The organism is Sphingobium sp. TB-6 (assembly GCF_012927365.1).
In the GTDB taxonomy this organism is placed as follows: domain Bacteria; phylum Pseudomonadota; class Alphaproteobacteria; order Sphingomonadales; family Sphingomonadaceae; genus Sphingobium.
Window position 1 is genome coordinate 40,230 of sequence record NZ_JABBGL010000015.1, and the last position, 15,531, is coordinate 55,760.

Below are 15,531 nucleotides of genomic sequence, written 5' to 3' on the forward strand. Positions count from 1 at the left end.
CAAGGCCTCAGGTGACACTATGCATTAGATCGCGGCGGGGGAACGTCGCGCCGATTTGAAGATGCTGCATGACGGCGGCGCGGTAAGGTCTTGCCGGTCGCAGGATGACCGTCGTGCAAATGCCGGAAATGCTTTCGCGTCGCCGGACGAGCATCGTGCGTTCTTTTTTATAGAACTATGCAGATTAACTTTCGGACAGATTTGAATTTTTTACTCTATCATCCTTCTATTACACTGTTTTTACGGACCATATGGGTCTATATACATTCCATGGCTACTTTAGCGGGAGTCGCCAGTGACAAAAAATGAGCTGTTTTCCAGCTTTACGCGGAAGTTCGATGATCGGCGTCAGGCCGAAATGTCCGTCGAAGATTATCTGCTGGGGTGTCGCAACGATCCATTGATGCATGCATCAGCGCCGGAGCGATTGCTGGCGGCGATCGGTGAGCCGGAGATCATCGACACCTCGCGCGATCAGCGGCTGGGCCGGATCTTCATGAACCGGACGATCCGACGCTATAAGAGCTTCACCAATTTCTATGGCATGGAAGGGACGATCGAACATATCGTCAGTTTCCTGCGCCATGCCAGTCAGGGATTGGAGGAGCGCAAGCAGATACTCTACCTGCTGGGTCCGGTCGGCGGCGGCAAGTCGTCGCTGGCGGAACGGCTGAAGGCGCTGATGGAGGTTCATCCCATCTATGTGCTGAAGGCGGGGGACGAGATCAGCCCGATCTTCGAAAGCCCGCTCGCGCTGTTCGATGCCGAGCAGCATGGCGATTTCATCGAGGAAAATTACGCCATCCCCCGGCGGCGGCTGACCGGCATGATCAGCCCCTGGTGCCGTAAGCGGCTGGACGAGTTTGGCGGCGACATCTCGCAGTTCAAGGTCGTCAAGATGATGCCATCGCGCATGCGGCAGGTCGCCATTGCCAAGACCGAGCCGGGTGACGAGAACAACCAGGACATTAGCTCGCTGGTCGGCAAGGTCGACATCCGCAAGCTGGAGATGCTCTCTCAGAACGATCCCGATGCCTACAGCTATTCGGGTGGCCTCAACCGGGCGAACCAGGGGATGCTGGAATTCGTCGAGATGTTCAAGGCGCCGATCAAGATGCTCCACCCGTTGCTGACCGCGACGCAGGAGGGCAATTATATCGGCACGGAGAATATCGGCGCCATTCCCTATAACGGCATCATCATGGCCCACTCCAATGAATCGGAATGGGCGAATTTCAAGAATAACAAGAATAATGAAGCCTTTATCGACCGCATCTATGTCATCAAGGTGCCTTATAGTCTGCAGTCCACTGAAGAACGGCATGTTTACGAGAAATTGCTGAGGGAATCCGATCTCAGCAAGGCGCCCTGCGCGCCGGGGACTTTGGACATGTTGGCGCGCTTTTCGGTGCTGACCCGGCTGCGCGAACATGAGAACAGCAATCTCTATTCCAAGATGCGCGTCTATGACGGTGAAATGCTGCGGGAGATCGACCCCAGGGCCAAGAGCTTGCAGGAATATCGCGATGCCGCGGGCGTGGATGAGGGGATGTCAGGCATTTCGACCCGCTTCGCCTTCAAGGCGCTTTCCGCCACGTTCAACCATGACACGATCGAGATCGCGGCCGACCCGGTGCACCTCATGTATGTGCTGGAAGGCATGGTGCGGCAGGAGCAGTTCCCGGCCGAGGTCGAGGCGCGCTATCTGGAGTTCATCAAGGGCGAGCTGGCGCCGCGCTACGCCGAGTTCATCGGCAATGAGATTCAGAAGGCCTATCTTGAATCCTACCATGATTATGGGCAGAATCTGTTCGACCGCTATGTCGCCTATGCCGACGCGTGGATCGAGGATCTGGACTTCAAGGATCCCGACACCGGGCAGTTGCTGGACCGGGAAATCATCAACCAGGAACTCTCCAAGACCGAGAAGCCCGCAGGCATCGCCAATCCCAAGGATTTCCGCAACGAGGTCGTGAAATTCGCGCTGCGCATGCGGGCGAGTAATGACGGGCGCAATCCGTCCTGGACTTCTTACGAGAAGATCCGCGAAGTCATAGAAAAGCGGATGTTCAGCCAGGTCGAGGATTTGTTGCCGGTCATCAGCTTCGGGTCGAAGAAGGATGGCGACACCGCGAGCAAGCATGACGAATTCGTCGCGCGGATGATCGAAAGAGGCTATACTGAGCGGCAGGTCCGGCGGCTTGTCGAATGGTATATCCGCGTGAAACAGGCCGGTTGATGGAGGGCGCATAAGCCACCATGCACATAGTCGACAGACGGCTGAATCCAGGAGGCAAGAGCCTGGTCAACAGGCAACGCTTCCTGCGGAGGGCAAGAGCCTATGTGCAGCAGGCGGTGCGCGATAGTCTGAAGGATCGCAGCATCAAGGATCTGGACAAGGAAGGCCAGATTTCGATCCAGCGCGACGTCATCCACGAACCGACGCTGCATCGCGCCGCGCAGGGCGGCAATCGCGAACGGGTGTTCCCCGGCAATCACGACTATATGGAAGGCGACCGGATCAAGCGGCCCGATGGCGGCGCGGGTGCGGGATCGAAAGCCGGGCAGGGCGAGGGGAATGACGATTTCCAGTTCGCTCTCAGCCGGGAAGAATTTCTGGACCTGTTCCTGGACGATCTGGAGCTGCCGGACCTGGCCAAGCGGCGGCTGATCGGCGGGGCGGTCGACGGAATTCGGCGCGCTGGCTATTCGACGGCCGGCAATCCGTCCAACCTGTCCGTGCCGCGCACCATGCAGAAGGCGATGTCGCGGCGGCTGGCGCTGCGTCGTCCCAAGGGCGCCGATCTTGCGCGGATCGAGGAAGAGATTGCGCTGATCGAGGCACGCGATCCCGCCTTGCCCGACGACGCCGTGCGGCTGGAGGCCTTGCGGGAGGAGCGCTCGACGATCATCCGGCGGCGCAACCTGATCGCCTATATCGATCCCGTCGACCTGCGCTACCGCCGGTTCGAAACGGTGCCCAAGCCCGTGGCCCAGGCGGTGATGTTCTGCTTGATGGATGTATCCGGCTCCATGACGGAGCATATGAAGGATCTGGCAAAGCGCTTCTTCGCGCTGCTGCATCTGTTCCTGACGCGCTGCTACGAGCATGTCGAGGTGGTGTTCATCCACCATACCGACCGGGCGGCGGAAGTGGACGAGCAGACCTTCTTCTACAGCACGGTGACGGGCGGGACTTTGGTATCGAGCGCGCTGGAAAAGCTGATCGAGGTGGTGCAGGAACGTTTCCGGCCGGACGATTGGAACATCTATGTGGCGCAGGCGTCGGACGGCGACACCATGCAATCCGACAATGGCCGGGTGGTCAGCCTGATGCAGCAGGAAATCCTGCCCTTCAGCCAATATTTCGCCTATCTGGAGGTCGGGCGCGAGGAATTCGCGGATATAGAGACGGTCGGCACGGCGACGGGGCTGTGGCAGGCCTATGCGCCGGTCAGCGAGGCCCACCGCAATTTCGTGATGCGCAAGGTGCATCACCGGCGCGAAATCTATCCCGTTTTCCGCGAATTGTTCCAGCGCAAGGGCGTGGCGGAGCGGAGTTCATGATGGTGGAGTTGGCATGACGGGCGCTTTGGCACCGGCCCCGCTGTTCACGGGGAGCGATTGGGACTTTTCGCTCATCAACCGCATCCATGATACGATCGAGCCGATCGCGCTCAAGGAAATGAAGCTGGATATCTATCCCAACCAGATAGAAATCATCAGCGCGGAACAGATGCTGGACGCCTATTCCTCCATAGGCATGCCGCTTTTTTACAAGCATTGGTCCTTCGGCAAGCAGTTCGTGACCAATGAAATGATGTACCGCAAGGGGCTGCGGGGCTTGGCCTATGAACTGGTCATCAACTCCGATCCCTGCATCAACTATCTGATGCAGGAAAACAGCGCGACCATGCAGACTTTGGTCATCGCGCATGCCGCCTTCGGGCATAATCATTTCTTCAAGAATAATTATGTCTTCAAGCAATGGACCGATGCGGAAGGGATTCTCGACTATCTGGAGTTCGCCAAGCGCTATATCGCGCAATGCGAGGAGCGCTATGGCCAGTTGCCGGTCGAGCGGGTGCTGGATGCCGCCCATGCGCTGATGAACCAAGGCGTGCACCGCTATCCTCGCGTCCGGCCGAGAGACCTCAAGGCCGAGGCAGCGCGGGAAGCGGAGCGTCAGGCCTATCGCGACCGGATTTATGACGATCTGTGGCGCACGGTGCCCACAGGAGCCAAGGCCGACGCGATCCCCAGCGACGCAAGGCGCGCAGCCCTTGGGCTGCCGCAGGAGAATATCCTCTATTTCCTTGAAAAGACCGGCCCCCGGCTGGAAAGCTGGCAGCGGGAAATATTGCGGATCGTGCGGCTGATCGCGCAATATTTCTACCCTCAGCGCCAGACCAAGGCGATGAATGAGGGATGCGCCACCTATACCCATTATCGTATCATGACGACACTGCATGAACGGGGTTGGATCACCGACGGTTCATTCATGGAATTCCTGCAATCCCATACCAATGTCGTCTATCAACCTACTTATGATTCAGGACATTTTGGTGGATTCAATCCTTATGCGCTGGGTTTCGGCATCATGTCGGACATTGAGCGCATCTGCCGCGAGCCGACGGAGGAGGACCGGCAATGGTTCCCGGAAATCGCCGGATCGGGCGACGCGATGGAGGTATTGAAGGATATCTGGGCCAATTATCGCGATGAAAGCTTCGTTTCGCAATTTCTGAGCCCCCATCTGATCCGGCAATGGCGGCTGTTCAAGATTCTCGACCGGCAGGGCGAGTCGGAGTTACGGGTCGACGCCATTCATGATGAGCGCGGTTATCGGCGGATTCGGCGCTCTTTGGCGCGGGAATATGAAATCGGGCGGCAGGAACCGGACATCCAGGTGGTCGATGTCGACCTGGCCGGCGACCGCAAGCTGATCGTGGAGCATGCGGTGCTGGATGGCGTGCAACTGGACGCGGGCGATGCTGCCATGGTCTTGCAAAACCTCGCAAATCTCTGGGGTTACGAAGTGCTGTTGACGGAGGTCGACTCCGAAACGCGCAAGGCGTTGAAGAGCCACAGCGCGCAGCCCACCGCAGGGTGGTTGCGCTAAGCCGGTGCGCGGGGCGGACGGGTGCTGGGCGCAGGCAAGATTCCGTTTCCAATCCGTGTTAGGAACGGCTAAGTTGACCGCCGGTTTTTCGTGGGCGAAGTTTGATCTGTCGCTCTGCCAAGGCGATGGAGAGGATGAGCCCCCGCGACAGGCAGGAGTTCGATTCATGACGAATGCTCTTACATCAGAAGAGTGTCTTGACCGGGCAAGGATGCATGAACAACTGGCGGCGACGACCGCCGATGCCTCGGCGCGCATGATGCATCAGGCCATGGCCGCTGAATTTCGCCGCCGGGCCGAAATGGCGGTCGACGGCGTGCGCCAGGTAGCCAGCAGGCCCATCATCGAATTGATGCCCAACGTCGCTTGATGGCTTCAGGGCCGTTGGGCTCGATCGCGCTTGCGTAAAAGATAGATATCCATGATCCAGCCCTGTTCCTTGCGGAGCATGGCGCGGCGTTGGATGATATCTGGTCCGGTCATGGCCAGCGGGCCATGTGCCAGCGTCTCTTGCGGCATGCCCAGATAGGCGCCCCACCATATGTCGATGCCTTCGGCCGCCAAGGTCTGGAAGGCGCAATCGCCGTCCAGCATGACGACAAGGCTGTCGGCACCGTCCGGCCAGCCCTGTTCGCGAAGGCGGCGGCCGGTGGTGATCAGCACGGGCTCTGCCAGATCGTTGAGGCAGATGCCGTGGGCGGCGGTCAACGCCTGGATGCTCGTGATGCCGGGGGTGACGCGGACCCTGACGTTCGGCAGGCGCGCGGCGATGCGAAGGCTGCTGTCGTAAAGCGATGGATCGCCCCAGACCAGCAGCGCAAGCGTGCCGCCGTCGGGAAGGTATCGGGCGATCTGCTCCATCCAGAGCGCGGCGATAGCGTCGTGCCAGTCGAGGACGGCGTCGACATAATCCTGTCGGTCAGCGCGCCGGGGCATATCGAATTCCACGATCCTGACCGGATTGGTCAGCAATTCGGCACAGATCGTCCGGCGCAGGTCGATGAGGTCGGATTTCTCCTCGCCCTTGCGGGGCAGCAGGATGAGGTCGGCCGCGTTCATCGCCTTCACCGCCGCGAAAGTCAGATGGTCGGGATTGCCCGTGCCGATGCCGATGAGGTGGAGGGTGATCATGTCAGGCTTCCGATGCGGGGGCGATGAGGTGGAAGAAACTGCCCGTAACGAGGCCGCGATGCGATCCGCTGGATGCGACGGTGTTACCCTCCGCATCCGTCACGCGCGCCAGCGGGCTGTCGGGCTGCTCGACGATGGTGGAATAGTGAAATTCATGGCCGTTCAGCATCGCATCGGTGGGCATGCCGCCCATAGGCGCGAGCAGGCGTGCCCGGCGATAGCCCAGATGCAGGCGCCGCTCCGCAAAGCTGGTGACCAGGCCGAGCAGGCCCGCCATGGCGTGCGCCTGGCCCTGTGCATCGATCAGCGCTTGGCCCAAGACCATATAGCCGCCGCATTCGCCATGGACGGGCCGGTCTTGCGCATGGCGGCGCAGGCCGGACAGGAAATGGTGCGCATGGGCGATGCGGGCGGCGTGCAGTTCAGGATAGCCGCCGGGGAGCCAGATGGCGTCGGCATCGGCGGCGGGCGCTTCGTCGGCCAGAGGGGAAAAGGGCAGGATTTCCGCCCCCGCGCTTCGCCAGTCCGACAGGAGGTGCGCGTAGGTGAAGGAAAAGGCCTCGTCCTGGGCGATGGCGATGCGTTGGCCGGGGGGCATCGACCGGACTGCGCGACGGTCTTGTATCGCCGGACAGGCAGCCTCGCGGATCGCGTTCAGGTCCACATGAGCGGCGACGATGTCGGCCATGCGATCGATGATCCGGTCGAGATCGGTCTGTTCGCTGGCCTGGACCAGTCCGAGATGCCGTTCCGGCAAGCCGAGTTCGGCGGAGCGTGGGATGGCCCCGAGGACGACTATGCCTGCCTGCGCCATTGCTGCGCGGATCAGCCTTTCATGGCGCTCGCTGGCGACATGGTTGAGGATCACGCCTGCCATGGCGATATCGGAACGCAGGCTCCGGAAGCCGCTGGCGATGGCGGCGGCGGACTGGCTCTGGCCCGACACGTCCATGACGAGAACGACCGGCCAGCCGAGCAGGGCGGCGATGTCGGCGCTGGAGCCCGTGCCGGCTTCTCCGCTGGCGGGCGCTCCGTCGAACAGGCCCATCACGCCTTCCGCCAGGATAAGATCGGCATCCGGCCCGGCCGCGATGGCGGCGATCCGCGTGCGGGACATCGCCCAGCTATCGAGGTTGAAGGACGGGCAACGGGCGGCGGCCTGCTGAAAGGCGGGGTCGATATAGTCGGGGCCGGACTTGAACGGCTGAACCCTGAGCCCCATGCGAGTGAAGGCGCGCAGCAGGCCGAGCGTGACGGTCGTCTTGCCCGATCCGGATCGAGGTGCGGCTATGAGCAGGCCGGGCGTCATGGCTTGTCGATGAAGACGGAATCGGCGCTGGCCGGACGGAACCGGCGGTCATAGCCGGGCGCGTAGAGGCTGCTTTCGATGAAATCCCCGTTACCCAGTACCGGGCCGACCAGAATGATGGCGGTGCGTTCGGGGCCATCGGCGGCGGCTTGCGCGATGGTGGCGAGCGTGGCGTGGACGATCCTCTGGTCGGGCCAGCTTGCGCGCCAGACCACGGCCACGGGGCATTCGGCGCCATAAAGAGGCATCAGGTCGCTCACCACCTGAGCGAGATTGTGGATCGAAAGGTGGATGGCGAGCGTGGCGCCGGTCGCGCCGAAGGCGGCAAGGCTTTCGCCGGGCGGCATGGCGCTGGCGCGACCGGGGGTACGGGTGAGGATGAGGGATTGGCTGAGTTCGGGCAGGGTCAGCTCAGCACCGATCGCGGCGGCGGCGGCGGCGAAGGACGGGACGCCGGGCGTGATGCTGGTGGGGATGCCGAGTGCTTTCAGGCGCCGGAGCTGCTCCCCCATGGCCGACCAGACCGACAGGTCGCCGGAATGGAGGCGGGCGATGTCCTGCCCTACTTCATCGGCCTCAGCCATGATGGCGATGATTTCGTCCAGGGTGAGTGGCGCGCTGTTCACGATCCGCGCACCCGGCGGGCAGTGATCGAGCAAGGCGGCGGGCACCAGCGATCCGGCGTAGAGGCAGACAGGGCAGCTCGCGATCAGGTCGCGCCCGCGCAGGGTGATGAGGTCGGGCGCGCCGGGGCCTGCGCCGATGAAATGGACGGTCATGGGAGGAGGCTTTCGGCAAGGGCGCAGCTCGCCCGGCGGTCGGGCGAGAAGGCGCGGGGGGCAAGAAGGCGCGCATTGGGGGCGAGGGCGGCGAGAGCGGCGGCTTCGGCCACGCTGCCGGTGCCATAAGCGGCGATGCTGGCGGGAGATCGCGTGAGCGTCCGTTGATTGGCCAGACGGTCCGCTGTGATGGCGATGAGGGGGAGGGACAGCTTGTGCGCCAATGGGGCGAGCTGGTCGGCTTTGCGATCCAGCGTGGCGAGCGCATCCACGGTAATCTTGGCGCCCGTCGCCTCTTCCAGCGCGGCTTCCAGTGAGGCGAGGGAGGCGCTGGTCCGGAAGCCGAAGCCGGCGACGATCATAGCGTGACGCTCCACTGCACCAGCGGATAGGCGGAACGCCAGCCGCGACGGGTGCCGAGGGGCGCTGCCTGCGCGAGTTCGATGCGGAGCAGCTCGCCGCCCTTGGCGGCATGCCATTGGGCGAGCAGCGTTTCGGATTCCAATGTAACGGCGTTGGCGACGAGGCGCGTGGGTCCGCCGGGCAGGGCGAACAGCGTTTCAAGCAGAGCTTGGCTGAGACCCCCACCGATGAAGACGGCGTCGGGGCGGGACCGGCCGCCCAGAATGTCCGGGGCTCTGCCTTCGATGACGGTCAGGCGGTCCACCCCCAATGCCAGGGCATTGGCGCGGGCGCGTTCGGCGCGTTCGGGATCGGCTTCGAAAGCGACCGCATTCGTCAAGGAATGGACGAGCAGCCATTCTATGGCGATCGAGCCGGACCCTGCCCCTATGTCCCAAAGCGTTTCACTGGGGCGGGGCGCCAGCGCGGACAGGGTCAGGGCGCGGGCGGGGCGCTTGGTGATCTGGCCGTCATGGTCGAACCAGTCGTCGGGGATACCGCTGGAGCGGGGGAGTGTCCGGCCTTCGCCCGTCATCGACAGGCCGACCGCGACGGGATGGGCGATGTCGGCAAAGTTCAGCGTTTCCGCCGTGCTTTGGCGGATGCGCTCGCGCGGGCCGCCCAGCGCTTCCAGCACATGGATCGTCGAGGTGCCGAATCCTTGCTCTTTCAGCCAGGCAGCCAGTTCACTCACCGCCGGGCCGTCGCGCAGCAGCAGGATGGCGCGGCGGCCCGGCACGAGGCTTGGGCGCAGCCGTGTCAGCGGCGCGGCATGGAGACCGTGGCATTCCGTATCCTGAAGCGGCCAGCCGAGTCGGGCGGCGGCGAGGGCAAAGGTGGACGGTGCGGGGTGGGCCGTCCATTCCTGCCGCTCCAGATGCCGCGTGACGCTGGCGCCCGCGCCGAACCAGAAGGGATCGCCCGAGGCCAGCATGACGGTGGGTTTGCCACGCCGGGCCAGCAACGCCCGAACGCCCTCTTCGAACGGGACTGGCCAGCTCAGGGTTTCCGCCTTAAAGGCAGGCAGCAGCGCGAGGTGGCGCGGCGCTCCCATGATGAGCGCGGCGTCCTCCAGCGCGTCGCGGGCGGCGGACGACAGGCCATCCAGGCCGTCTTCCCCGATCCCGACGATCGTCAGCCATGGACCGTCAGGCCAGTGACCTTCAGGAGCTTCGGGCATTTCCAATATCCTCATATTGGGCGGGACGACCGAGGCCAGCGCACTCGCTACGGCACTGGCCGAGCGACGCGCGCCCGCTGTGTTGAGCTATGCCGGGCGGACGGACAAGCCACGGGCGCAACCGGTGCCGGTGCGCGTCGGCGGCTTTGGCGGCATCGCGGGGCTGGTTCGCCATTTGCGGGACGAGGGCATCACCCATCTGGTCGATGCGACCCATCCCTTCGCCGCGACGATGAGCGAGCATGCCGTGACGGCTGCGCGAGAGGCCGGAGTGGAGCATATCATGCTGACCAGACCGCCCTGGGTTGCGGCGGAGGGGGATCGCTGGACGCATGTACCGGACATTGCCGGAGCCGTGGCGACGCTGAACGGCCCCGCCCGGAATGTGATGCTGGCGTTGGGACGAATGCATGTCGACGCTTTCGCCGTACAGCCGCAGCATCATTATCTGTTGCGCTTTGTCGACAAGCCGGAACACCCACCGGGACTGCCGCGTCATAGTCTGATCGTCGACCGGGGGCCTTTCACCACCTATGGAGACATAAGGTTGATGCGCGATCATGGCATCGACTTCGTCGTTTCGAAAAATGCGGGGGGCAGCGGCGCGCAAGCGAAGCTGATCGCGGCTCGGTCGCTGGGGCTGCCGGTCGTGATGATCGACCGCCCCCCCTGTCCCGCCGCGCGGGTGACGCATGAGGTCGTCGGGGTGCTGGAATGGCTGGGTCATGCGGCAGAGCGCGGGGTGTAGAGGATGGGCTGGCCGGGCCGCTCGATCAGGCGGGTGCGGCTGGACCCGACGATGACGATGGTGCGCATGTCGGCCATGTCCGGGGTGGCCCGGCTCAAGGGGACGATATGCAGGCTCTCTTCCGGCGTCGAGACGGCGCGGGCGAACAGGATGAGGCGATCCCCGCCGCATTCCTCGCGCAAGACATTCAATGCGCGTCCGAAGCCTTCAGGGCGAGACCTGGAGCGCGGATTGTAGAAGGCCATGGCGAAATCGGCCTGTACAGCGAGGCGCAGGCGGCGCTCGATCAGCGGCCAGGGCTTCAGATTGTCGGACAGGTTGATGGCGCAGAAATCATGGCCGAGCGGCGCGCCCGCCTTCGCGGCGGCGGCGAGCATGGCGGTGATGCCGGGGAGAACGCGGATGTCGAGCGTGCGCCATTCCTTCGGGCCTGCTTCGAGCGCCTCGAACAGGGCGGAGGCCATGGCGAAGACGCCGGGATCGCCAGAGGACACGATCGCAACCCGCTTCCCTTGCGCGGCGAGGGTCAATGCGTGGGTGGCGCGATCCAGTTCGACGCGGTTGTCCGTGGCATGGAGCGTCAGGCCGGGACGTTCCGCAATGCGGGCGACATAGGGGATATAGCCGATAACGTCGGTCGCCTCCGCCAGTGCATCCGATACCTCCGGCGTGATAAGCGCGTCCGCTCCTGGGCCGAGGCCTGCTATAGCGATCCAGCCCGTCATGGACGGCGGCCCTGCCCGTGGATCAGCAGGATCGAGAAATAGGCGGTGACGTCGGTTGCCTCCGCCAAAGGCGTGATCCGCTGATCGGCCATGGTCGCATATTCCACCAGCCAGGCGCAGCCCTGCTTGCCGGCCGCTTCGACGGCGCGGCGGAGCTTGGGGAGGTTGCGGCCGATCTTCATGACGACCAGCGCATTGGTGTCATGGATGCGGCGGGCCAGTTCCTCTTCGGGCAAGGTAGCCATCAGCACCGTCGTCACATCGTCGCCCCAACTGATCGGTATGCCGCTGGCGGTCCAGGCGCCGGACATGCCGGTGATGCCGGGGACGATCTTTACCGGCGCCGAGAGACGGCTGTGCAGGTGCATGAAGCTGCCGTAGAAAAAGGGATCGCCTTCGCAGAGGACCACCACATCCTCGCCAGTGGCGGAAAGCCCGTCCAGATGGGCGGTGCAATCGGCATAGAAGCCGGACAGGACTTCATTATATCGCGGGTCGGACAGCGGGATTTCCGTCGTCACCGGATATTCCATCGGATATTCGATGGCGTCAGGACGCAACATGCCCTCCACGATCCGGCGGGCATGGCCGGATTTTCCCCTTTTGCGGAAATAGGCGACGTGGCTGGCTTCGCGGATCAGGCGGTCGGCGCGGACGCTCATCAGGTCCTGCGCGCCGGGGCCCAGGCCTACGCCATGGATGATGCCGTTGGTCATTCTGCCGGGCTCGCTATCGCATTGATCGCCGCGACTGTGATGGCGCTGCCGCCCAGACGGCCCTCCACGATGCAGCAGGGGACGGGCTGGCTCTGCCAGAGCGCTTCCTTGGACTCCGCCGCGCCGACGAAGCCGACCGGGCAACCGATGATCGCGGCGGGGCGGGGACAGGCGGGATCTTCCAGCATATTGAGCAGATGGAAAAGTGCCGTGGGCGCATTGCCGATGGCGACCAGCGCTCCCCCCAGATGTGGACGCCAGAGTTCGAGCGCAGCCGCCGAACGGGTGTTCGACATTTGCGCCGCCAGCGTTGGAACCTGCGGATCGTTCAGCGTGCAAAGGATTGGGTTTTGGGCAGGCAGACGCCTTGTGGTGACGCCTTCGGACACCATGCGCGCATCGCAAAGGATCGGGGCCCCTGCCTCCAGCGCAGCGATGGCGGTCCGGGCGAAGGTGGAGGAAAAGCGGATGTGGGAAGCCAGGCCGACCAGCCCCGCCGCGTGGATCATGCGGACCGCGATGCGTTCCTCCTCCGTCGAGAAGCGAGCGAGATCGGCCTCGGCACGGATGGTGCGGAAGGATTGCCGGTAGATGGCGGCGCCATCGGTTTCGTAGATATGGGGCATTAGTGGCTTCCGAAGAGGGCGAGAATCTGGTCGGGGGCAAGACTGGCCTGGTCGGGCGGCGATCCGGCGCGGGCCTTGCGGGAAAGGTCGAAGCGGCCCCGATTGCCGGTGAGGACGATGTCGGCGGGCCTTGGACGCGCGCAGCCCTTGGCGCAGCCGGAAACATGCAGCGAGCCGTCGACAAGGGGTGCAAGCCGGGTGGCGAGGCCGCGGGTCGCGACGCTGGCCTGCGGGCAGGCTGGTGCGCCGGGGCATGCGTCGATGCGGAGCAGCGGATCGGTGAAGGCGTGATCGGGGCTGGCTGTACCGCCTTCGAGAATCAGGCCGCGCCATGGGGTCAGGCGCAGCGCGACAACGCCTTGCTGTCCGGCCAGAGCGGTGAGGCCGTCGGCGTCGAGCCGCCCGAAGGGGATGCCGTGAAAGGGACCGGGAGCCTGGGTGAGAAGCTGCGGAATCGGGCGTGCCGCAGCGGGAGCGACCTTGGGATGTGCTGGCAGCGGAGCTTTGTGCCGCGTCATGCGGCCGGAGGTGGCTCCGTCCGTTGCCAGGAACCAGCGGGTGAGCGCGATCAGATCCTGGACGGCGGTTTCCGCGGTGGTGGGCGTGCCTAAGGCATGCCCTTCGGCGCGGAGCAGCAGGGTGCCGGCTGAGCTGCGTTCGAAGCGGAAATCGGCGGGGACGAGGGTCAGGCAGGGAGCAGGGCCGGTGTCGATGGCAATGCCGATCTTGGGAGGAAGGTCGGGCAGGTCGTCGAGGCGGGCGAGCAGGCTTTGGGCGATGTTTTCCGTGTCGTCTCCGGCGGACCAGTCGGGAGCGAGCAGGAAATTGCGGCGCGCCTCGCGGGCCGGATCAGGATCGGTGAGGCCGAGTGCGACAAGCTGCCCAAGCAGCGCTGGGTGGCTTTGCTCCGTCACGCCCCGGACCTGAAGCGCGGCGCGGTTGGTGAGGTCGATCTGGCCGTTACCGTGGCGGCGGGCGGCATCGCTGAGGCCGATAGCCTGGGCGACGGTCAGGCGGCCGAGCGGAGCGCGCACGCGCACCAGCAGGCCGTCGCCCGCCATCATCGGACGCCATGCCGTCGGACACCAGCCGCGAATGGCGGCGGATGATGCGCTCTGCGCGTCTGGCACCGGACTTCACCTCCCACGTCGCAACGACGACTGGAGGATGCTTCCCCAGCCGCTTATCCGTCGCTCGTGCGGAAAACCGAGCCGCGACCATCCCCTGGGTCATGGCTAGAGCGACCTTTGCGTTCGGCAGGTCTCCTGGCTTGCGGGTCATAGCCTTGGCAGGGGGCCTTCCCGGATTGCTCCAGTGGCTGGCCGTCCCGGGTTGATGGGGGTTGGCCGGTCCTTGCCTTGCTCGCCGCTCACAGTTGCAGGGACAGCCACGGATTAGGGAGTTTCATCCCGCACCGCGTTCCCATTTAAGCCCCTTGCGGGGCACCGACGCGATCGATGGAGCGAACATATGCCCGCTCCGGATGCGGTTCATACGCGCAGAGTGGGGGAAAGGGAAGTGGGGAGAATTTGCTCCCTTACGCGGGCGGGAGGGGAATGGTCAGCGAGTCACGATCGCGGAATGCCAATCGGTGCGATGCTCCCAGCCGCGCCGTTCCAGTTCCGGCGTCGCTTCCTCGCTCACCGGATAGCCGAGGCACAGCAGGCCGAGGCAGCGCCAATTTTCCGGAATCTCCAGCATCGCATCGACTGTGGGACGATCCAGGATCGACACCCATCCCATGCCGATGCCACGCGTGCGGGCGGCCAGCCAGACCGTGTGAATCGCCATCACGCAGCTATAGCGGCGTGCCTCCGGCATGGTGATAGCGCCCAGCTTATGGCCGGTTTCGGTGCCTTCGTCGCAATAGACGGCGAACAGCACCGGCGCCTCGCGCAGACCGTGCAGTTTCAGGCTGCGGTAGAGCCTGTCTTCATCGCCTTCATAAATCTTGCCCGCCTTGATGATCTGGGCGTCGACATGGACGGCGAGATCTTCGCGCAAGGCGGGCGTGGCGATCCGGACGAAGCGCCAGGGTTGCGACAGCCCCACCGAGGGAGCGCTGTGCGCGAGGGCGAGGAGTCGTTCGACCTCATGTTCATCCAGCGGATCGGTCAGAAAATGGCGCACGTCGCGACGCAGGTGCACCAATTCCTCGAAAGCGGCGATGTCGAAGGCAGTGTGTGTCAGAATTCGATTCCTGGCTGAGCCTTCACGCCGCTGCGGAAGGGATGTTTGACAAGGGTCATTTCGGTGACGAGATCGGCCGCCTCGATCAGCGCTTCGGGCGCGTTGCGGCCGGTGATGAGGACGTGTTTCATTTCGCTTCTGGCGGTCACGGCTTCCAGCACCTCTTCGACCGGCAGATAGTCGTAGCGCAGGACGATATTGAGCTCATCGGCAAGGACCATATCATAGGCCGGGTCGGCAATCATGCGTCTGACTTCATCCCATGCTTCACGGGCAAGGGCAATGTCCCGCGTACGGTCCTGCGTGTTCCAGGTAAAGCCTTCACCCATGGACTTGAACTCGACATGGTCGGGAAACGCATCGAACACCGTTTTTTCTCCGGTGGTCATGGCGCCCTTCACGAATTGGACGACGCCCACTTTCCTGCCATGGCCGATGGCGCGGACGACCATGCCCAGAGCTGCCGTCGTCTTGCCCTTGCCCTTGCCGGTGTGGACGATGAGAAGGCCCTTTTCCTGGGTCTTGGTCGCCATGATCTTGTCATGGGCGGCCTGTTTCTTCTTCATCTTTTCGGCATGTTGTTCGGGAGTGCGTTCGATCATT

16 protein-coding genes and 1 riboswitch are annotated in these 15,531 nt (G+C 63.8%); of the genes, 5 read left to right on the forward strand and 11 right to left on the reverse strand.

Annotated features, from left to right (window positions below; all coding sequences use genetic code 11):
- The first annotated feature begins 295 nt into the window (after nucleotides 1-295).
- The 4 genes from HHL26_RS17965 to HHL26_RS17980 all read left to right on the forward strand — a co-directional run bounded on the left by HHL26_RS17965 (nucleotide 296) and on the right by HHL26_RS17980 (nucleotide 5,492).
- Nucleotides 296-2,239: a PrkA family serine protein kinase gene (locus HHL26_RS17965; RefSeq protein WP_066562540.1), complete on the forward strand. Its 1,944-nt coding sequence runs from the start codon at nucleotides 296-298 to the stop codon at nucleotides 2,237-2,239.
- 20 nt (nucleotides 2,240-2,259) lie between these two features.
- Nucleotides 2,260-3,567 carry a YeaH/YhbH family protein gene (locus HHL26_RS17970; RefSeq protein WP_066562538.1) on the forward strand — a complete coding sequence of 436 codons (1,308 nt, stop codon included), beginning with the start codon at nucleotides 2,260-2,262 and terminating at the stop codon, nucleotides 3,565-3,567.
- A gap of 13 nt (nucleotides 3,568-3,580) precedes the next feature.
- Nucleotides 3,581-5,122, forward strand: a complete 1,542-nt coding sequence (locus HHL26_RS17975; RefSeq protein ID WP_169576374.1) for a SpoVR family protein — start codon at nucleotides 3,581-3,583, stop codon at nucleotides 5,120-5,122.
- Between the two features lie 73 nt (nucleotides 5,123-5,195).
- Nucleotides 5,196-5,492, forward strand: coding sequence for a hypothetical protein (locus HHL26_RS17980; protein WP_237230150.1), 297 nt, complete (start codon nucleotides 5,196-5,198; stop codon nucleotides 5,490-5,492).
- A 5-nt stretch (nucleotides 5,493-5,497) separates the two neighbouring features.
- Here the strand turns inward: HHL26_RS17980 and cobF are convergent, their stop codons facing one another.
- Genes cobF through cbiE form a run of 5 tightly spaced genes read right to left on the reverse strand, consistent with a single transcriptional unit; the run spans nucleotide 5,498 to nucleotide 9,923 of the window.
- On the reverse strand, nucleotides 5,498-6,253 hold the full coding sequence (gene cobF / locus HHL26_RS17985; protein ID WP_066562532.1) for a precorrin-6A synthase (deacetylating): 756 nt from the start codon (nucleotides 6,251-6,253) through the stop codon (nucleotides 5,498-5,500).
- Between the two features lies 1 nt (nucleotide 6,254).
- On the reverse strand, nucleotides 6,255-7,562 hold the full coding sequence (locus HHL26_RS17990) for a cobyrinate a,c-diamide synthase (protein ID WP_169576375.1): 1,308 nt from the start codon (nucleotides 7,560-7,562) through the stop codon (nucleotides 6,255-6,257).
- Nucleotides 7,559-8,341, reverse strand: coding sequence for a precorrin-4 C(11)-methyltransferase (gene cobM, locus HHL26_RS17995; RefSeq protein WP_066562526.1), 783 nt, complete (start codon nucleotides 8,339-8,341; stop codon nucleotides 7,559-7,561). Before cobM ends, HHL26_RS17990 begins: the two co-directional genes overlap by 4 nt.
- Complete coding sequence (locus tag HHL26_RS18000; RefSeq protein ID WP_066562520.1) at nucleotides 8,338-8,703, reverse strand: cobalamin biosynthesis protein; 366 nt, start codon at nucleotides 8,701-8,703, stop codon at nucleotides 8,338-8,340. Before HHL26_RS18000 ends, cobM begins: the two co-directional genes overlap by 4 nt.
- A complete protein-coding gene (cbiE, locus tag HHL26_RS18005) occupies nucleotides 8,700-9,923 on the reverse strand; it encodes a precorrin-6y C5,15-methyltransferase (decarboxylating) subunit CbiE (RefSeq protein WP_169576377.1) in 1,224 nt (407 codons plus the stop codon). Before cbiE ends, HHL26_RS18000 begins: the two co-directional genes overlap by 4 nt.
- Here cbiE and HHL26_RS18010 point away from each other — a divergent pair.
- Nucleotides 9,922-10,671 (forward strand): cobalt-precorrin-6A reductase, encoded by a 750-nt coding sequence (locus HHL26_RS18010; protein WP_066562517.1) that lies wholly within the window; start codon nucleotides 9,922-9,924, stop codon nucleotides 10,669-10,671. The genes cbiE and HHL26_RS18010 overlap by 2 nt on opposite strands.
- On the opposite strand, the gene cobJ is transcribed toward HHL26_RS18010, so the two are convergent.
- From cobJ to cobO, 6 genes are all read right to left on the reverse strand, one after another.
- The gene (gene cobJ / locus HHL26_RS18015) at nucleotides 10,647-11,396 is read right to left on the reverse strand and encodes a precorrin-3B C(17)-methyltransferase (RefSeq protein ID WP_066562512.1); all 750 of its coding nucleotides are present in this window, start codon (nucleotides 11,394-11,396) and stop codon (nucleotides 10,647-10,649) included. The genes HHL26_RS18010 and cobJ overlap by 25 nt on opposite strands.
- A complete protein-coding gene (gene cobI / locus HHL26_RS18020; RefSeq protein ID WP_066562510.1) occupies nucleotides 11,393-12,112 on the reverse strand; it encodes a precorrin-2 C(20)-methyltransferase in 720 nt (239 codons plus the stop codon). Before cobI ends, cobJ begins: the two co-directional genes overlap by 4 nt.
- Entirely contained in the window at nucleotides 12,109-12,738 is a 630-nt protein-coding gene (locus tag HHL26_RS18025; RefSeq protein ID WP_066562509.1) for a precorrin-8X methylmutase, read from the reverse strand. Before HHL26_RS18025 ends, cobI begins: the two co-directional genes overlap by 4 nt.
- Entirely contained in the window at nucleotides 12,738-13,802 is a 1,065-nt protein-coding gene (locus HHL26_RS18030; RefSeq protein WP_169576402.1) for a cobalamin biosynthesis protein CobG, read from the reverse strand. Before HHL26_RS18030 ends, HHL26_RS18025 begins: the two co-directional genes overlap by 1 nt.
- A 173-nt stretch (nucleotides 13,803-13,975) precedes the next feature.
- A riboswitch (cobalamin riboswitch) is annotated at nucleotides 13,976-14,203 on the reverse strand.
- A gap of 95 nt (nucleotides 14,204-14,298) precedes the next feature.
- A complete protein-coding gene (bluB, locus tag HHL26_RS18035; RefSeq protein WP_082749003.1) occupies nucleotides 14,299-14,907 on the reverse strand; it encodes a 5,6-dimethylbenzimidazole synthase in 609 nt (202 codons plus the stop codon).
- 17 nt (nucleotides 14,908-14,924) lie between these two features.
- Complete coding sequence (cobO, locus tag HHL26_RS18040) at nucleotides 14,925-15,530, reverse strand: cob(I)yrinic acid a,c-diamide adenosyltransferase (RefSeq protein WP_066562507.1); 606 nt, start codon at nucleotides 15,528-15,530, stop codon at nucleotides 14,925-14,927.
- Nucleotide 15,531 lies beyond the last annotated feature (1 nt).

Coding starts and splice junctions, on each gene's coding strand:
- HHL26_RS17970 (WP_066562538.1), top strand. CDS start 2,260: ATGCACATAGTCGACAGACGGCTGAATCCAGGAGGCAAGAGCCTGGTC.
- HHL26_RS17975 (WP_169576374.1), top strand. CDS start 3,581: ATGACGGGCGCTTTGGCACCGGCCCCGCTGTTCACGGGGAGCGATTGG.
- cobF (WP_066562532.1), bottom strand. CDS start 6,253: ATGATCACCCTCCACCTCATCGGCATCGGCACGGGCAATCCCGACCAT.
- HHL26_RS17990 (WP_169576375.1), bottom strand. CDS start 7,562: ATGACGCCCGGCCTGCTCATAGCCGCACCTCGATCCGGATCGGGCAAG.
- cobM (WP_066562526.1), bottom strand. CDS start 8,341: ATGACCGTCCATTTCATCGGCGCAGGCCCCGGCGCGCCCGACCTCATC.
- HHL26_RS18000 (WP_066562520.1), bottom strand. CDS start 8,703: ATGATCGTCGCCGGCTTCGGCTTCCGGACCAGCGCCTCCCTCGCCTCA.
- cbiE (WP_169576377.1), bottom strand. CDS start 9,923: ATGCCCGAAGCTCCTGAAGGTCACTGGCCTGACGGTCCATGGCTGACG.
- cobJ (WP_066562512.1), bottom strand. CDS start 11,396: ATGACGGGCTGGATCGCTATAGCAGGCCTCGGCCCAGGAGCGGACGCG.
- cobI (WP_066562510.1), bottom strand. CDS start 12,112: ATGACCAACGGCATCATCCATGGCGTAGGCCTGGGCCCCGGCGCGCAG.
- HHL26_RS18025 (WP_066562509.1), bottom strand. CDS start 12,738: ATGCCCCATATCTACGAAACCGATGGCGCCGCCATCTACCGGCAATCC.
- HHL26_RS18030 (WP_169576402.1), bottom strand. CDS start 13,802: ATGATGGCGGGCGACGGCCTGCTGGTGCGCGTGCGCGCTCCGCTCGGC.
- cobO (WP_066562507.1), bottom strand. CDS start 15,530: ATGATCGAACGCACTCCCGAACAACATGCCGAAAAGATGAAGAAGAAA.